The following is a 15070-nucleotide window of genomic DNA, read 5'->3' on the forward strand; positions in this document are numbered from 1 at the left end:
TCGTTGTAGGAGCGGGTTCACCCGCGAAGAGGCCGGTACAGGCAACACACCTATTCCAGGATTTCTACTTCCATCCCCACCTCCAGCCACCCACTGCCATCCACAGCCAGGTTCTGGCCGAACAGCACGTCGCCTTCTTTTTCGCGGAAAGTCTTCAGCGTAGCCATCGGCTCACGGTCAGCGCTACGCTCCCCGGTGGCTGGATCGATGGTCGTGAAGATGCACCGCACACTGGGCTTGAGCACGCGAAACACCAAGCTGCCGATGCGAATCCGCTTCCAGCCATCCTCGGCAAACGGCTCCGCACCCTGCACCACCAGGTTGGGCCGAAAGCGCCGCATCGACATGGGCCGGCCAATACGCCGGTTAAGCTCGTCCAGCGAGCCCTGCCCAATCAGCAGCAAGGGGAAACCATCCGGAAACGCCGCACGGTCACTGTTCAAGCCGTAACCATTGGGCAGGTAACGCGCACGCTGCTCCGGGCAATGTACCAGGCGTACGGCTTTGCCCAGCAACTCACTCAACCAGGCCGCCGCGGCATCGCCAGCGTCCGGCACACGCAGGGTATCGCGCCAGATCGTCACACCGCGCAGGGCGTCATCGGCAGGCGGTACAGGCACCCGCAACGGCGCCTGTCCAGGGGCTTGCAGCAGCAACTGGCCGCTGTCGTCATCGCTCGCGTCGATCTGGCCAAGTTGTGGCCAGGCACGCTGGGTCAGGAAGCGTCCGTTTTCTTCCTCGACCACCATCCAGCGCCGGTCGCCTTGCAACCCCAGCAACCCCACCGGTGAGGCCTTCAGGCTTTGCGCCTGCCCCGACTTCACCGGGTATCGATACAACTCACTGAGAAACATCCCTGCTGCCTCGCTTCATGCCAAAAGCCAAGCTTATACCTGGCCGGTACAACGTTCACGCAGCGGTGGTATCCAGCAGCAGGCGCTGCTTGACCACATCGACCAGGCGATCAGGCTGGAACTTGGAAAGGAAGTTGTCACAGCCCACCTTCTTGACCATGGATTCGTTGAAACTGCCCGACAGCGAGGTGTGCAGCACCACATAGAGCTGGCGCAGACGAGCATCGCTGCGGATCTCGGTGGTCAGCCGATAGCCGTCCATTTCCGGCATTTCTGCATCGGTGAACACCATCAGCAGCTTTTCGCACACGTCTTCACCGGCGTCGGCCCAGCCCTTGAGCATGCGCAGCGCCTTCAGGCCATCACTGGCCACATGCAGCTTCATGCCCAGCTGGGACAAGGTATCGCGCAATTGCGCCAAGGCCACACTGGAGTCGTCCACCAGCAGCACTTCGCGGCCGCGGGCCCGGGCCAGCACTGGGTCGGCGAGCTTGTCGCCAGAAACCCGGGCGTTGTAGGGCACGATTTCGGCCAGCACCTTTTCCACGTCGATCACCTCCACCAGCTTCTCATCGACCTTGGTGATGGCAGTCAGGTAATGCTGGCGACCGGCACTGGAAGGCGGCGGCATGATCGACTCCCAGTTCATGTTGACGATGCGGTCGACACCGCCTACCAGGAAGGCCTGCACCGAGCGGTTGTATTCGGTGACGATGATGGTGCTGTCCGGCCCCGGCTGTAGCGGGCGCATACCGATCGCCTGGGACAGGTCGATCACCGGCAGGGTCTGCCCGCGCAGGTTGACCACACCGCAGACATAGGCGTGGCGCTGGGGCATCAAAGTCAGCTTGGGCAGTTGCAGTACTTCCTGCACCTTGAACACGTTGATCGCGAACAGCTGGCGACCGGCCAGGCGAAACATCAGAATTTCCAGGCGGTTCTCACCCACCAGTTGCGTGCGTTGGTCTACCGTGTCGAGAATGCCAGCCATTGGAAAGCCCCCAGGCTTGAGTCGTAAAAGGTGAAATCATCTACCCTGTATCGGCGGCTTCACGCACACCTTGACCCTTGCGGGAAAATGCCGCGCGGATAATTGATATCACTTTACCATCATGCTTTACTGCCGACACGCCGGGGCAAATCAGGGGCACGACAAAAGTTCCCTACCCTAGCCCTTGATCAGGGAAACCCTTAGCAGCAATCGGGTGCAACCTGATGTTCGCGATATCCTTTAGCCATTAATGTGACGCCATTCTCATTGCATGAATGGAGTCAGGCTTTTGCTAGCTATCGTTTCGGCGTGCCCGCCCCCTGCGCCTACCCCACGCGCGGGGACTTGATGATGGACACTGCCTTATCGTTCGATGACGCCCTGCAGGGCTTTCTGCTGGATGCCCAGGTACTGCTGACCCAGGCCCAGGAATGCCTGCAGCATCTGGAGCTTATAGACAATGACCCGGATGCCTGCAGTTGCCTGAACAACACCCTCGACACTATCGCCCGTCAAGCTACGCGCCTGGGCCTGCGTGAAGTTGCCCACTACACCACCTCCCTGCAACAGTTGCTCGCCCCGGCCTGTCACGGTGGTTGCCTGCAGCGTGAAGCCTTACCCGCGATAGGGGCGTGCCTGACCTTGCTGGCCTGGCAGTTGGAGCTGGTCGATAGCCGTACAGGGCGACTGAACCTGGACATCGGTGAGCAACTGGTGCTGCTGGGTGAACTGGCCAAGGTCGTACAACCCCCCTTTGCGCCAGCCTGTGCGTCCTGCGATGAAGAAGGCAACGCGTGCATTCACCCGCACAATGACGCGGCAACCAGCGCCCTCCCCAACCGCTCTAACCGCATGCATTAACCTGGCGCAAAGTGCAACTAAGCAACTTTATTGAAACCCGACCATGGTCGAACTTTGAAAGTTCACCAGGCTTTCGGTGCATGCCGTTGAATCATTGCCGCGCTAGTTACAGCACAAGTGGGTACAGCGCGATTAAAGGGTGGCACTTTGCTACCCGAAAGCGCCCGACCAGTAGGCGTTTCAACGCGTTACCCGGCCGCGACCGATGCAATGCAAAGTGGTAATATGCGCCCCCACAAACGCTTGCAACCGGAACAACGGGGGCAAGAATACGTGTTCAAAAAAACAACGAAAGTACTGCGCCAAAGCCTCTGAGCAGCATTGTGCAAGGCCTCCATCAGCAATACTTCAGTGGCCTCCCTACCTATGTTTCCACGCTTGAAGACTTCTTTGCATTGCTGCTCCCGCGCCGCCGTGCTGCGCTGGGCAACGGTCGGGCTGTGCGTGGCCTCACTGATTGCCAACATGGCGCTGTACCTGGCCAACCAGGCAATCCCGGCCAGCCTGCTGGTGCTGCAGTTGGTCGCCACGCTGGGTGCTGTTGTACAACTGGGCCTGGGCGCCAGGTCGATCCACCTGCGCCCGGCCGAGCTGGCCGAGCGCATGCTCAAGGTGCAAGAAGACGAGCGCCAGCATCTGGGCCGGGAACTGCACGACGACATCGGTCAACTGCTCACCGCTGCCAAGCTGCAACTGCAGTGGCTGCAACGGCGCATGCCCGACGAGTTGCAGGGGCACTGCGACGCCCTGCGCAGCACGCTGGATGACACCCTCGGTAACGTGCGCGATGTTTCCGCGCTGCTCAACCCACGGCAGTTGGCCAGCCTTGGCCTGGAAGCCAGCCTGCGCGCACACCTGGTACGCACCCTGGCCACCAGCGGCGTGCACTGGAGCCTGGCGTGCAACCAGCGCCTGGGCGGCATCGACGAAGCCGTGGCCATGGCGGTGTTCCGTATTACCCAGGAGGCAGTGACCAACATGCTGCGCCACGCCCAGGCACACAACCTGGTCATCCGCCTGCAACGCACCCCTGAAGGGCTGTCGTTGTCGATCCAGGACGATGGTCGTGGTTTCGCCCCTGCCCGGCACCCGGCCGAGGCCGGTCAGCGCGGCCTGGCCGGCATGCAGGAGCGGGTAATCGCGCTGCAGGGCAGCCTCGACATCACCAGTCAGCCTGGCCGAGGCACGCAGATCGAAGCGATGTTCCCGTGGTCCCCGCGCACCCAGCAACGCGCCAGGAGTATTACCAACCATGACCTGTAGACTACTGCTGGTAGATGACCACTCGCTGATCCGCGCCGGGGTGCGGGCACTGGTCTGCGATATCCCCGGCTATGACGTGGTCGGCGAAGCCGACGACGGCAACCAGCTACTCGACCAGGTACGCACACTGGCGCCCGACATCATCTTGCTGGACATCTCCATGCGTTCGACCAGCGGCCTGGACGCCCTTACCCAACTGCGGGCCAGCGGCAGTACCTGCAAAGTGCTGATCCTGTCCATGCACACTGACCCGGACCTGATCATGCGGGCCCTGGAAAGCGGCGCCCACGGCTACCTGCTCAAGGACACCAGCGCCACCGAGCTGGAACAGGCGCTGGGTGCCGTACGCCACGGTGAGCGCTACCTCAGCCCGGCCATCGCCCACACCGTCATCAACCAGGCGCTGCGGCACACCAAACAAGGCAAGCCGAGCGCTGGCGAACGGCATAATCTGACGTCACGGCAACTTGAGATCCTGCGCCTGATCGTGCGCGGCAAGTCCACCCGGGAGATCGCTGCGGGCCTGGGCCTGTCCATCAAGACCGTGGAAACTCACCGCTCGCAAATCATGAAGCGCCTGCAGATTCACGACGTAGCCGGCCTGGTGCTGTTCGCCGTACGCGAAAAAATCATCAGCCTGGATGACTGAGCAACGGTGACCCGGCCGGCAGGTGCAGGTGCAACGCCGCCGGCCTTGCCTGAAAGCGCAGGTTGGCAGCCTGCAACGGCTCGCCATCGAGGTTGATGTCCAACCCTTGCGAACTCTTGATCTCGACCCATGGCAACCTGGCCCGAACGAACAGGCCGTCACCGCCCAACAGGTCCCGCAGAGCCCCCACCACTTCCTGTGGTGCAGGCAGAATAGCGACGTCAAGCAAACCGTCGTTGACCATGGCTTCGGGGCACAGCACCTGCCCGCCCCCAGCCTGTCGGCCATTGCCGATACCCAGCGCCAGCAAATCTCCTTGCCAATGGAAGCCTGGCCCCTGTAGCTCTACCGAAGCCGCCTGTAGCTCACTGAAGCGGGATAACCCGGTGAACAGGTAGGCGGCAGCGCCCAGCACTTTCTTGAGGTCTTCGGAGGTATTGGCGGTGACCTGGCTGCCAAAGCCACCCGTGGCCATGTTGAGGAACAACTGATCGCCAGCCTGCCCCAGGTCTATCGGTTGTGGCGCGACATTCAGCAAGGCCAGCGCCGATGCCGGCTCCAAGGGGATGCCAGCGGCTTTGGCAAAATCGTTGGCCGTACCCAAGGGCAACAAGGCCAGGCTGGCCTGGGTAGCGGCCAGGCCCATGGCCTCGGCCACATCACGCAACGTGCCGTCCCCGCCACCGGCGACGATATGGCTGTAGCCCGCTGCCAGTGCCTCGGCGACCAGCCGTTGGGCGTCGCCCGCCTCCCAGGTAACCCGTACATCCAGCACCCAGCCGCTATCGCGCAGGTCGCCCACGGCGCTGCGCACGTCTTCGTTCATCGCCTGCTTGCCGTGCAGCACCAGCATTGCCTTGCGCCCTTGCATGTGCGCGTCTCCGTAAAATGGACCACCCCCTATCTCGACCACTGGCCTGCCCGGATCGTTGCATGGCCTGGAAAAAACATTGGGCCGGCGCCAGGCCTGCAACTGATCGCATCGCCGGTCATTTTTTCCACACTTGGCAATCCCGGCTATGCTCAGCAAATACCCCTATTGCCATGGACGCGCCCGGCAGTGGCTCCCCCACTGCTGTCAACGGGCGCGTTTTGCTATCTGCAGCCTTTTGCGAGGACTTTGGGTCATGCGCATTCTCTGGACACTGCCCTACCTGCCTTGGCCGACCACCAGCGGCCACAAGACCCGGCAATACCATCTGCTGCGCGCACTGGCCCAGCGCGGCCACCGGATTACCCTGCTGGTGCAGTCGAAGATCCCTCTCTGCGACGCAGCTCGTGAGGCCCTCGAGCCACTCCTCGAACGCCTGATCGTGCTACCCCGCAGGCCGCTGCACAGCCCACTCAACCTGCTGGCTTCCCCCATCATCGACTACCCCATGCGGGCAATCATCAATGGCCTGGCACCTTGCCTGCGGCACCGGTTCGAGCAACTGCTGGACGAACCCTGGGACGTGATCCAGATCGAGCACAGCTACAGCTTCCAGCCGTTCGAAAAAGCCCTGCAGGCTCGCAGGCTGCCCTTCATGCTTAGCGAGCACACCCTGGAGTCGGTAATGGGCGGTGCCTGCCACGATCGCCTGCCGCTGTGGCTGCGCCCGCTCAACGCCTTCGACCGCTGGCGCTACCGGCGCTGGGAGCACCGTGTGCTGCGCCAGCCCACCGAACTGGTGGCTGTCAGCGCCCACGATGCCGAGCTGATCGCGCAGATCAGTGGGCGCCCGGTGAATGTGGTGGTCAACGGCGTGGACTGTGATTTCTACCAGCAGGTGCAACCTGCGCTGCACAGCCAGCGTCTGTTGTTCGTCGGCAATTTCGAATACGGCGCCAATCTGGAGGCCATCGAGTGGGCACTGGACGACATCATGCCGAAGGTGTGGATGAGCAACCCGGCGGTGCGCCTGGCGATTGCCGGGCACGCCATGCCGGCCAACTGGAAGCTTCACTGGAACGACCCACGCATTGAATGGTTCGGCTACCGCCCCGACCTGCGTGAACTGCAACGACGTTCCGCGCTGTTCTTTGCCCCCTTGCGCTATGCCGGTGGCTCGAAGGTGAAAATCCTCGAAGCGATGGCCGCCGGCTTACCCGTGATCACCACCGACAAGGGCGTTTCAGGCCTGACCGTGAACAACGGCGAACACTACTTGGGCAGTGACGACGGTGATCAACTGGCATTGCTGATCACCCAGCTGCTCAATCAGCCCTGGCGCATGAGCCAGTTGAGCGATGCCGGGCGCCAGTTTGCCCGCCAGCGCCACGACTGGAGCGTGGCTGCCCAACAACTGGAGAATGTGCACATACGCCTGACCCAGGCGGCACCGGACGAGGCCGCGCCGCTGGCCAGTGCCTGGCTGGGCCGCTCAGCCAAGTAGCTCGCTGAAGGGGATGAATGGCACGATGTCGCCCTGCTTCGGCGTGCTGCCTTCACGCACTTCCACCAGGCCCTCCGCCCAGGCTGCGCTGCGCAGCACACCCGAGCTCTGGTTCTTGTAGATGCGCACGCGGCCCTGTTCGATGCGCGCGCGCAGGTATTCGCGGCGCGTACCCGGCTTGGGCCAGTCAAACCCGGCCGGCATGTCGAACCGCAACGGCGTGACGTCAATCACACCCTGACGACGCAGCAGGTAGGGCCTGGTCAGCAGACCGAAGGTGACCAAGGTCGAGGCCGGGTTACCCGGCAAGCCAATCACCGGCACGCCCTGGAAGTGGCCGAAGGTCAGCGGCTTGCCCGGTTTGATCGCCAGCTTCCACAACGCCAGTTCGCCGGCCTCGCGCAGGGCGGCACCGAGGTAGTCGGCCTCGCCCACCGAGACGCCTCCGGTGGACAGAATCAGGTCTACGCCACCCAGTTCAGCCAGGCAGGCGCGAGTGCGGGCCAGGTCATCCGGCAGGATGCCGGCATCGACCACTTCGCAACCCAGCCGCTGCAACCAGCTGACCAGCAGCCTGCGATTGCTGTTGTAGATCTGCCCAGGCCCGAGCGGCAGGCCTGGCTCGACCAGTTCGTCGCCGGTGGACAGCACCGCCACTTTTACCTTGCGCACCACGTCCAGACGGCCATGCCCCAAGGTCGCCGCCAGGCCCAGTTCGATCGGCCCAAGGCGGGTGCCGGCGCTCATCACCTGCTCGCCCTTGCGGGTCTCCTGACCTTGAGGGCGTATGTTCTGCTCGGTGCGCAACGCTTCGAGAAAGCGCACCCGGCCATCTTCGAGTACTTCGGTGTTTTCCTGCATCTCGACGCAGTCGGCCCCCTCCGGCACAGGCGCGCCGGTGAAGATCCGCGCGCAGGTACCCGGTTGCAGCGGCTGGGGCGCATGGCCGGCGAAAATACGCTGGCTGACCGGCAGCGGCTGGCCCTGCCAGTCAGCCAGGCGCAAGGCATAACCGTCCATGGCGCTGTTCGGCCAGGGCGGCAGGTCGAGCGAGGCCACCAGGTCGGTGGCCAGCACGCGGCCCTCGGCTTCGGCCAGCGGCAGGTTTTCGGTCTCGCGGATCGGTGCAGCTTCGGCCAGCGCCAGCAGTTGCTCCAGCGCCTGTTCCACCGGCATCAGCGGCCGGGCCTGGCTGACCTCAGCCACGGCTGTCACAGGCCGCTGCCTGCTTCAGGTGCGCCACGAAGTTGCAAGGGCGATGACGGGCATCGAGCTGCTCGGCCAGGATGCCATCCCAACCGGTACGCACAGCGTTGGTGGAGCCCGGCAGGCAGCACACCAGCGTGCCGTTGGCCAGCCCGGCCAAGGCACGCGACTGCACGGTGGAGGTGCCAATGTCGGCCACGGAAATCTGCCGGAACAGCTCACCAAAGCCGTCTACTTGCTTGTCCAGCAGGCAGGCCACCGCCTCGGGGGTGCTGTCGCGGCCAGTAAACCCGGTACCGCCGGTAATCAGCACCACTTGCACGTTGTCATCGGCGATCCATGTGGCGACCTGGGCCCGGATCTTGTACAGGTCATCCTTGAGCAGCACACGCTCGGCAAGGCGGTGACCGGCGGCGCTCAGGCGGTCGACGAACATCTGGCCAGAGGTGTCGGTGTCGAAGGTACGGGTGTCGCTGACCGTGAGCACGGCGATGTTCAGCGCCACGAAGGGGGTATCTGCCTTGGCTTTCATGGGTGTCCGTCACAACAGGATGAGATGGACGCAGTTATATCACAGCGCACCTTTTCCAGCGTTGCCCCCCTCAGCCTTGCCTTGGGTCAAGAGAACGAATTAATCGCTATGCTGCACTTGGAGTGAACTTGCACTAACGTCCTGCGTCATAAATGTCATCTAGCACCATCGCACTTGGAGAAACACGATGATCAAACGGACCCTACCCGCCTTCCTGCTTGCCTTGGGTTTGGGCGCCCTTGCTGGCTGCTCGACCCCAACCGTCATTACCCTGAACGATGGCCGGGAGATCCAGGCAACCGACAAACCGTCCTACGATGAAGACTCTGGCTTCTATGAATTCGAGCAACTCGACGGCAAGCGCACACGCCTGAACAAGGACCAGATCCGCACCGTCAAAGAGCTCTGATCAAGGCCCCGTTCAGGCTATGGCCCTTTAAACAACAAGGGCTTGCGAGCAAAAACGGGATGCAGTAGGATTTTGTTCATCGGAGTGTAGCGCAGCCAGGTAGCGCGTCTCGTTCGGGACGAGAAGGCCGCAGGTTCGAATCCTGTCTCTCCGACCAAATCCTTGTCACAAAGCCCGCCATGTGCGGGCTTTTTGTTGTGTGCGAAAAATACGTCAGTGCGCGGCTTCAGCCTCTATGGCACCTGCAACTCCTGCAGACCGAGTCAGGCACTCAGGCGGGAGGTGACTTCGCCCAACTGCCCTGACAAACCATGCAGGCGCTGCCCCGCCTGCTCGGTATGCTGCACCGCTTCCTGGTTGGCCGTGGCAATTCGGGTAATTTCGATCAGGTTGCGCGAGATATCTTCGGCCACGCTGGTCTGCTCCTCGGCCGCTGTGGCGATCTGCCGGTTCATGTCGCGGATCGCTTCCACCGCCTGCGTGATACGTTGCAGCATCTGCCCGGCCTGCTCGACTTGCTCAGCCCCTTCCTGGCTACGTTGCTGGCCACTTTCGATGGCCTTGACCGCCTCCACAGCCCCTGACTGTACCGCTTCGATGATCTGGTGAATTTCTGCAATCGACGCTGCCGTGCGCTGGGCCAGGCTACGCACTTCATCGGCGACCACCGCAAAACCACGCCCGGCTTCGCCAGCACGGGCCGCTTCGATGGCCGCGTTAAGCGCCAGCAGGTTGGTCTGTTCAGCAATGCCGCGGATCACTTCCAGCACTTTGCCTATCCGTGTGCTGTCATGCTCCAGATCGCGAATTACCGTTGCCGTGCCGGCGATTTCGCGGTTGACCAGCCCGATGATGTCGATGGTCTGCTGCATCACCTGCTCGCCGGCCTGGGCGCTGTGGTCGGCGTCATCGGCCGCGCGGGCCGCCTCGGCAGCGTGGCGAGCGACCTCTTGGGCAGTGGCGGACATTTCGTGCATGGCCGTGGCTACCTGGTCGGTACGCTGGAACTGGTCATGAGTACCGCGGGCCATGTCACCGGCAATACTGCGCAACTGGCCGCTGGCACCTTCCAGCTCCTGAGCGTTGTCCTGCAGCCGGCCGACGGTATCGGCAAGGAAGTCACGCAGGGTGTTGGCCGCCCGCGCCAGGCGCCCCAGCTCATCCTCCCGACGGCTGTCGACCCGGGCAGCAAAGCTGCCTTGGCTGAGCTGCGCGACGTACTCGATCAACTGGCGGATCGGCTCGATCAGGCTACGGTTGACCAGCCACAGGCTGAGCAGCCCCACCAGCACCGCAGAAGCCAGCATCACCAGCAGGCCCAACCATACCGTGCGCTCGGCACTGGCATTGATGCTGGCTGCACGCTGGCGAGCATCGGCGCGCAGTTGCTCGACCAGTTCGCTCATTTGCTCACTGGCGGCACGGTCCACGCCTTTGACCGCCCGGTCGCCCGCTACCGGGTCGCCGCCTGCCGCCAGGAACGCCTGGCGGCCTTGTGCATAGGCCTGGCCCAACTGGCGGTGGCTGTCGCGCAATTGCTGCAGCGACGCCTTGAGCCTGGCATCGCTGTTGTCGATCAATTGCCCGAGCAGTTGTTGTACTTGCTCTTCGCGGGCCTGGAACTGCTGCCAGTACTTGTCCATTTCCGCAGGCTGGCGCCCTCGCAACAGCACGTTCTTCCATTCCTGCACCTGGATCTTGAACTGCAGGTTGGCTTCGTCAATCAATTGCGAGGCCCGCAGCGGCCCGTCGACCAGCTCGGCGTAGCCACGCACGCTGGACGACAGGAACTGGAAACACACCAGGGCGATCAGCAGCATCGCCAGCACACTGCCGCCGAGCAGCGAGAGAATTTGCACTCTGAGGGATTTACGCAACATCGAGGGTCTCGGAACCAGAGGGAGTAGGCTGAGGCCGCTGTACAGCCTCATTACTGGCAGGCCAAAAAAAAGCTGCCATCACGCAATGGCAGCCAGGTCGAGCACTTACGCAACAGTTGAGGCAAATCTTCTCAGGCAATTACTACAGAAATGTTACAAGGCCACGACACGCTAGCCCGTGGTGAATTGCAGCGCTGCCAGCCGCGCATACAACGGGCTGTCCTCAATCAACTGACGGTGGGTGCCCACCGCCACCAGCCGGCCTTGGTCGATGACCGCGATGCGCTCGGCATGCTGTACCGTGGCCAGGCGATGGGCGATCACCAGCGTGGTACGGCCGGCCATCAGGCTGGGCAGCGCTTGCTGGATCAAGTATTCACTTTGTGCATCAAGGGCACTGGTGGCTTCGTCCAGCAACAGGATCGGCGCATCGACCAGCAAGGCCCGGGCAATCGCCAGGCGCTGGCGTTGCCCGCCGGAAAGGCCGATGCCGCCCTCCCCCAGCGGGGTCTGGTAGCCTTGGGGCAATTGCCGGATGAATTCGTCGGCATGGGCGCCGCGGGCTGCTGCTTCGACTTCAGCCAAGGTCGCCTCGGGCCGGCCATAACGAATGTTGGCCTCCACCGTGCCACGGAACAGCGAGGGGTTTTGTGCCACCAAAGCGAACTGCCGGCGTAGCTGGTCGGGATCAAAGTCGGTAACCGGCTGACCATCGAGCAGGATGCGCCCTTGCTGTGGGTCGTAAAAGCGCAGCAACAGATCGAACAGGGTCGACTTGCCTGCCCCGGAAGGGCCTACCAGGGCGACGGTCTGCCCGGGTTCGATGGTCAGGCTCAGGCCGTCGACAGCTGCCACCGTGGGCCGTGAAGGGTAAGCGAACACGACCTGTTGCAGCTCGATATGACCGCTGGCCCGCGGCTGCGGCAGCACCTGCGCCACGTCGGGGGGCAGGATGGCACTGCGCGCGGCCAACAGTTCGGCAATGCGCTCGGCTGCACCCGCGGCCCGTTGCAGCTCGCCGATCACCTCACTGAGGGTACCGAAGGCGCTGCCGACGATCAGGCTGTAGAACACGAATGCTGCCAGCTCGCCTGCGGATATACGCCCGGCGATCACATCCATGCCGCCGACCCACAGCATCACCCCCACCGCCCCCAACACCAGCACGATCACCAGGGTAATCAGCCAGGCACGCTGTGTAATCCGCTTGCGGGCAACAGTAAACGCTGCTTCGACCGTATCGGCGAACAGTTCGCGGTCGTGCGCCTGGTGGTTGTAGGCCTGCACGGTCTTGATCTGCCCCAGCGTCTCAGCCACGTAGCTGCCCACATCGGCGACTCTGTCCTGGCTCTGCCGCGACAGGCTGCGCACCCGACGGCCGAACAACAGGATCGGTGCCAACACCAGCGGCAGCGTTACCACCACGATGCTGGTGAGCTTGGGGTTGGTGATGAACAGCAATACCACACCGCCAATGACCATCAGCGCGTTGCGCAGGAACATCGACAGCGATGAACCGATCACTGATTGCAGCAAGGTGGTGTCCGCAGTCAGCCGAGACTGGATCTCGGAGCTGCGGTTGTCCTCGAAAAAACCTGGGTGCAGGCCGATCAGGTGATCGAAGACCGCACGACGGATATCGGCCACACAACGCTCGCCAATCCACGACACCAGATAGAAACGGCTGAAGGTACCCACCGCCAGCGCCAGCACCAGCAGCAGGAACAGCCCGATGGTCTGATTGAGCTGGTGCGCGGAGCGGGTCATGAAGCCTTGATCCACCAGCAGGCGGATACCTTGGCCCATCGACAGGGTGATGGCAGCGGTGACCACCAGCGCCAGCAATGCCAGCAGCACCTGGCGGCGATAAGGGCGAACGAACTGCCAGGCCAGGCGCAAGGCGCGGCGTTGGCGCGGGGAAACCGATTCGGGCATGGCGACGACCACAAAGGGTGGGGAAGCGGCAGCCTACCACTCATCCCGGTCGGGAGACTGCATGAAGGTTGCTATAACGCATCGATCTAACCAGCTTGTGGAGCTTTCACAGGGTTTCTGCTGGACTGTTGCTGCCGTGACCCGGAAGCTGTCACAGGCCAGTCACGGCGCAGGGCTACCCTGAGCTTGAACCTGAAGAGGAGACAGTGCATGAGCTTGCAGCATGGCAGTGATAACCAGAAGCCCCAGACTTCCCCACAACCGCAAGTATGCGGTTCGATCATCGACGCCAAGGGGCGCGAAGTGCCGATCACCGAGCAGATGATCCAGCAGGCCTGCAAGGCCCTGGAAGAAAGCCGTGTCGAGCGCGTACGCAAAGGTTGATCGGCGAATTCTCTGCAACCCGGCGCTTGCGCCGGGTTTTTATTGGCCCAGCCAGTGGGCTTGGCCGCCCCAACAGGTAACCACACCTACCTGCAAGGTCAAGACAAGGCGTGCTTAGACCAACACCCCACCCAGGGCACTGACCAACTGCGCCAACTGCGGCGCCTCCCCGTGCAAGCGCACGGCCAGCCCCTCGATCTCGCGCCTTGGCGGGTATTGCTTGCGCAACTGGTCGAACGCCGCTCGCTGTTGCTGCGGATCATCGCTGAGGCTACGGCGGAAATCGGCATCATCACGGCGCGGGTCATACACGGCGCGACACAGGGTGGCCAAGGCCCAGGACAGGTCGGTGCTGGCATCCAGCTCAATCTGTGCCAGCGGTGGTTTGGGCAGCAGCTCGGCCAGCCGCACCTGCTCGTTCACACCGAGGAAGCGGCACAGCGCCTGGTAGATCTGCGCCGTGCCACGCTGGCGGCCATCGAGGCTATAGCCGGCAATGTGCGGCGTAGCCAGGGTGCACAGGTCGGCCAACTGCAGGTCGACCTGCGGCTCCCCTTCCCACACATCCAGCACCGCGTGCACGTCTTCGCGGTCCAGCAGCAGCTCGCGCAGGGCCACGTTGTCCACCACCGGGCCACGGCTGGCGTTTACCAGCCAGGCACCCGGGCGCAACTGTGCCAGCTGCGCCTGCCCCAGCAGGTGCCAGGTCGGGTGCTGGCCGCCGCGTTGCAACGGGGTATGCAAGCTGATCACATCGCACTGCTGCAGGATGGTTTCGAGGCTGACGTAGTCGCCGCCCTCGGCGGCCTGACGCAACGGGTCGCACACCAGCACCTTCCAGCCCAGGCCATGCAGCACCCGCACGAGGCGGCCACCCACTTCACCCGCGCCCACTACGCCATACACGCGCTCGGGCAATGCCACGCCATCCAGTTCGGCCAGGGTCAGCAGGCTGCCCAGCACGTAATCGACCACGCCGCGGGCATTGCAGCCAGGTGCGCTGCTCCAGCGGATGCCAGCTTCTGCAAAGTAGTCCAGGTCCAGGTGATCAGTGCCGATGGTGCAAGTGCCGACAAAGCGTACACGGCTGCCTTCGAGCAACTGACGGTCGACCTTGGTCACCGAGCGCACCAGCAGGATATCGGCGTCCTTGACGCTGGCAGCATCGAGGCTTCGGCCGGGGTAGCGGCGAATTTCACCGAAACCCTGGAAGAAGGCATCGAGCAGCGGGATGTTCTCGTCGGCAACTATCAGCATGGCGCTCTCCTGTCTGGGGAGCGCAGTGTAGGCGCAACGCCGGGCGTGTTCCAGAGCGATTCAGTCGGCTTTCTTGCGGATCCAGTACAGGAAAGTGCCGGCGTCCTCTTGCTGTTGCAGCAGCTCGTGGCCGAGGAAGTTGCAGAACTTGGGGATGTCGCGGCGGGTCGACGGGTCGGTGGCGATGACCTTGAGCAGGCCGCCGGCGGCCAGGTTGCGTACGTGCTGGTGCAGCATCATCACGGGTTCCGGGCAGTTCAGGCCGGTGGCATCGAGGATGGCGTCGGGGGTGAAATCGGTCATGGGGGGCTCCGAAAATGATCGCTATTGTCGCGCATAGCGCGACGCGGTCCAAGCACGGCTTTCAAACCCAGCGCTCTCGATCTTGATCTTGATCTTGATCTTGATCTTGATCTTGATCTTGATCTTGATCTTGATCTTCGCGACTTCAGGAGGCCGAACGCAGGCCTTGCG

Annotated in this window: 15 protein-coding genes, 1 tRNA gene and 1 pseudogene; 7 read left to right on the forward strand and 10 right to left on the reverse strand. The window is 63.0% G+C overall.

Annotated features, from left to right (window positions below; translation table 11 throughout):
• Window positions 1-50: 50 nt before the first annotated feature.
• Window positions 51-854, reverse strand: a complete 804-nt coding sequence (locus tag ACF8O8_RS27450; protein ID WP_392510921.1) for an MOSC domain-containing protein — start codon at window positions 852-854, stop codon at window positions 51-53.
• A gap of 55 nt (window positions 855-909) precedes the next feature.
• The gene (locus tag ACF8O8_RS27455; RefSeq protein ID WP_003248753.1) at window positions 910-1845 is read right to left on the reverse strand and encodes a chemotaxis protein CheV; all 936 of its coding nucleotides are present in this window, start codon (window positions 1843-1845) and stop codon (window positions 910-912) included.
• A gap of 351 nt (window positions 1846-2196) precedes the next feature.
• On the opposite strand from ACF8O8_RS27455, the gene ACF8O8_RS27460 reads away from it, so the two are divergent.
• The 3 genes from ACF8O8_RS27460 to ACF8O8_RS27470 all read left to right on the forward strand — a co-directional run bounded on the left by ACF8O8_RS27460 (window position 2197) and on the right by ACF8O8_RS27470 (window position 4618).
• A complete protein-coding gene (locus ACF8O8_RS27460; protein ID WP_049587522.1) occupies window positions 2197-2706 on the forward strand; it encodes a hypothetical protein in 510 nt (169 codons plus the stop codon).
• A gap of 366 nt (window positions 2707-3072) precedes the next feature.
• The gene (locus tag ACF8O8_RS27465) at window positions 3073-3969 is read left to right on the forward strand and encodes a sensor histidine kinase (protein ID WP_020192587.1); all 897 of its coding nucleotides are present in this window, start codon (window positions 3073-3075) and stop codon (window positions 3967-3969) included.
• Entirely contained in the window at window positions 3959-4618 is a 660-nt protein-coding gene (locus ACF8O8_RS27470) for a response regulator transcription factor (protein ID WP_010953120.1), read from the forward strand. Before ACF8O8_RS27465 ends, ACF8O8_RS27470 begins: the two co-directional genes overlap by 11 nt.
• Here ACF8O8_RS27470 and yegS read toward each other — a convergent pair.
• On the reverse strand, window positions 4602-5489 hold the full coding sequence (yegS, locus tag ACF8O8_RS27475; RefSeq protein ID WP_010953119.1) for a lipid kinase YegS: 888 nt from the start codon (window positions 5487-5489) through the stop codon (window positions 4602-4604). The two genes, ACF8O8_RS27470 and yegS, sit on opposite strands and share 17 nt — an antisense overlap.
• A 256-nt stretch (window positions 5490-5745) precedes the next feature.
• On the opposite strand from yegS, the gene ACF8O8_RS27480 reads away from it, so the two are divergent.
• Window positions 5746-6993 (forward strand): glycosyltransferase family 4 protein, encoded by a 1248-nt coding sequence (locus ACF8O8_RS27480; protein WP_010953118.1) that lies wholly within the window; start codon window positions 5746-5748, stop codon window positions 6991-6993.
• Here the strand turns inward: ACF8O8_RS27480 and glp are convergent.
• Together glp and moaB are read right to left on the reverse strand one after the other, a co-directional pair.
• Window positions 6982-8208 carry a gephyrin-like molybdotransferase Glp gene (gene glp / locus ACF8O8_RS27485; RefSeq protein ID WP_003248742.1) on the reverse strand — a complete coding sequence of 409 codons (1227 nt, stop codon included), beginning with the start codon at window positions 8206-8208 and terminating at the stop codon, window positions 6982-6984. The genes ACF8O8_RS27480 and glp overlap by 12 nt on opposite strands.
• The gene (moaB, locus tag ACF8O8_RS27490; RefSeq protein WP_010953117.1) at window positions 8192-8731 is read right to left on the reverse strand and encodes a molybdenum cofactor biosynthesis protein B; all 540 of its coding nucleotides are present in this window, start codon (window positions 8729-8731) and stop codon (window positions 8192-8194) included. Before moaB ends, glp begins: the two co-directional genes overlap by 17 nt.
• 187 nt (window positions 8732-8918) lie before the next feature.
• Between moaB and ACF8O8_RS27495 the strand changes: the two genes are divergently transcribed.
• Window positions 8919-9140: a YgdI/YgdR family lipoprotein gene (locus ACF8O8_RS27495; protein WP_003248738.1), complete on the forward strand. Its 222-nt coding sequence runs from the start codon at window positions 8919-8921 to the stop codon at window positions 9138-9140.
• 80 nt (window positions 9141-9220) lie between these two features.
• Window positions 9221-9297: transfer RNA gene (locus tag ACF8O8_RS27500), tRNA-Pro, on the forward strand.
• Window positions 9298-9403: 106 nt separating this feature from the next.
• Here ACF8O8_RS27500 and ACF8O8_RS27505 read toward each other — a convergent pair.
• The 3 genes and pseudogenes from ACF8O8_RS27505 to ACF8O8_RS27515 all read right to left on the reverse strand — a co-directional run bounded on the left by ACF8O8_RS27505 (window position 9404) and on the right by ACF8O8_RS27515 (window position 12955).
• On the reverse strand, window positions 9404-10171 hold the full coding sequence (locus ACF8O8_RS27505) for a methyl-accepting chemotaxis protein (RefSeq protein ID WP_370688774.1): 768 nt from the start codon (window positions 10169-10171) through the stop codon (window positions 9404-9406).
• 165 nt (window positions 10172-10336) lie between these two features.
• A pseudogene (locus ACF8O8_RS27510) lies at window positions 10337-11071 on the reverse strand (methyl-accepting chemotaxis protein); the annotation flags it as partial.
• Between the two features lie 120 nt (window positions 11072-11191).
• The gene (locus tag ACF8O8_RS27515) at window positions 11192-12955 is read right to left on the reverse strand and encodes an ABC transporter transmembrane domain-containing protein (RefSeq protein WP_392510925.1); all 1764 of its coding nucleotides are present in this window, start codon (window positions 12953-12955) and stop codon (window positions 11192-11194) included.
• A gap of 210 nt (window positions 12956-13165) precedes the next feature.
• Between ACF8O8_RS27515 and ACF8O8_RS27520 the strand changes: the two genes are divergently transcribed.
• The gene (locus tag ACF8O8_RS27520; protein WP_003248731.1) at window positions 13166-13339 is read left to right on the forward strand and encodes a PA1571 family protein; all 174 of its coding nucleotides are present in this window, start codon (window positions 13166-13168) and stop codon (window positions 13337-13339) included.
• A gap of 114 nt (window positions 13340-13453) precedes the next feature.
• Here ACF8O8_RS27520 and pdxB read toward each other — a convergent pair whose 3' ends face one another.
• Together pdxB and tusA are read right to left on the reverse strand one after the other, a co-directional pair.
• Window positions 13454-14596, reverse strand: coding sequence for a 4-phosphoerythronate dehydrogenase PdxB (gene pdxB, locus ACF8O8_RS27525; protein ID WP_014859332.1), 1143 nt, complete (start codon window positions 14594-14596; stop codon window positions 13454-13456).
• 60 nt (window positions 14597-14656) lie between these two features.
• Window positions 14657-14899, reverse strand: a complete 243-nt coding sequence (tusA, locus tag ACF8O8_RS27530) for a sulfurtransferase TusA (protein ID WP_003248727.1) — start codon at window positions 14897-14899, stop codon at window positions 14657-14659.
• Between the last annotated feature and the right edge of the window lie 171 nt (window positions 14900-15070).

It is taken from the genome of Pseudomonas sp. TYF_14 (assembly GCF_043105275.1).
Classification (GTDB): Bacteria; Pseudomonadota; Gammaproteobacteria; order Pseudomonadales; family Pseudomonadaceae; genus Aquipseudomonas; species Aquipseudomonas alloputida.

Excerpts from the sequence above, each read along its gene's own strand:
- ACF8O8_RS27520 (WP_003248731.1), top strand. The coding sequence starts at position 13,166 with ATGAGCTTGCAGCATGGCAGTGATAACCAGAAGCCCCAGACTTCCCCA.
- yegS (WP_010953119.1), bottom strand. The coding sequence starts at position 5,489 with ATGCAAGGGCGCAAGGCAATGCTGGTGCTGCACGGCAAGCAGGCGATG.
- moaB (WP_010953117.1), bottom strand. The coding sequence starts at position 8,731 with ATGAAAGCCAAGGCAGATACCCCCTTCGTGGCGCTGAACATCGCCGTG.
- ACF8O8_RS27450 (WP_392510921.1), bottom strand. The coding sequence starts at position 854 with ATGTTTCTCAGTGAGTTGTATCGATACCCGGTGAAGTCGGGGCAGGCG.
- ACF8O8_RS27480 (WP_010953118.1), top strand. The coding sequence starts at position 5,746 with ATGCGCATTCTCTGGACACTGCCCTACCTGCCTTGGCCGACCACCAGC.
- ACF8O8_RS27515 (WP_392510925.1), bottom strand. The coding sequence starts at position 12,955 with ATGCCCGAATCGGTTTCCCCGCGCCAACGCCGCGCCTTGCGCCTGGCC.
- ACF8O8_RS27495 (WP_003248738.1), top strand. The coding sequence starts at position 8,919 with ATGATCAAACGGACCCTACCCGCCTTCCTGCTTGCCTTGGGTTTGGGC.
- tusA (WP_003248727.1), bottom strand. The coding sequence starts at position 14,899 with ATGACCGATTTCACCCCCGACGCCATCCTCGATGCCACCGGCCTGAAC.
- ACF8O8_RS27470 (WP_010953120.1), top strand. The coding sequence starts at position 3,959 with ATGACCTGTAGACTACTGCTGGTAGATGACCACTCGCTGATCCGCGCC.
- ACF8O8_RS27465 (WP_020192587.1), top strand. The coding sequence starts at position 3,073 with ATGTTTCCACGCTTGAAGACTTCTTTGCATTGCTGCTCCCGCGCCGCC.
- ACF8O8_RS27460 (WP_049587522.1), top strand. The coding sequence starts at position 2,197 with ATGGACACTGCCTTATCGTTCGATGACGCCCTGCAGGGCTTTCTGCTG.
- ACF8O8_RS27505 (WP_370688774.1), bottom strand. The coding sequence starts at position 10,171 with ATGGCCCGCGGTACTCATGACCAGTTCCAGCGTACCGACCAGGTAGCC.
- ACF8O8_RS27455 (WP_003248753.1), bottom strand. The coding sequence starts at position 1,845 with ATGGCTGGCATTCTCGACACGGTAGACCAACGCACGCAACTGGTGGGT.
- pdxB (WP_014859332.1), bottom strand. The coding sequence starts at position 14,596 with ATGCTGATAGTTGCCGACGAGAACATCCCGCTGCTCGATGCCTTCTTC.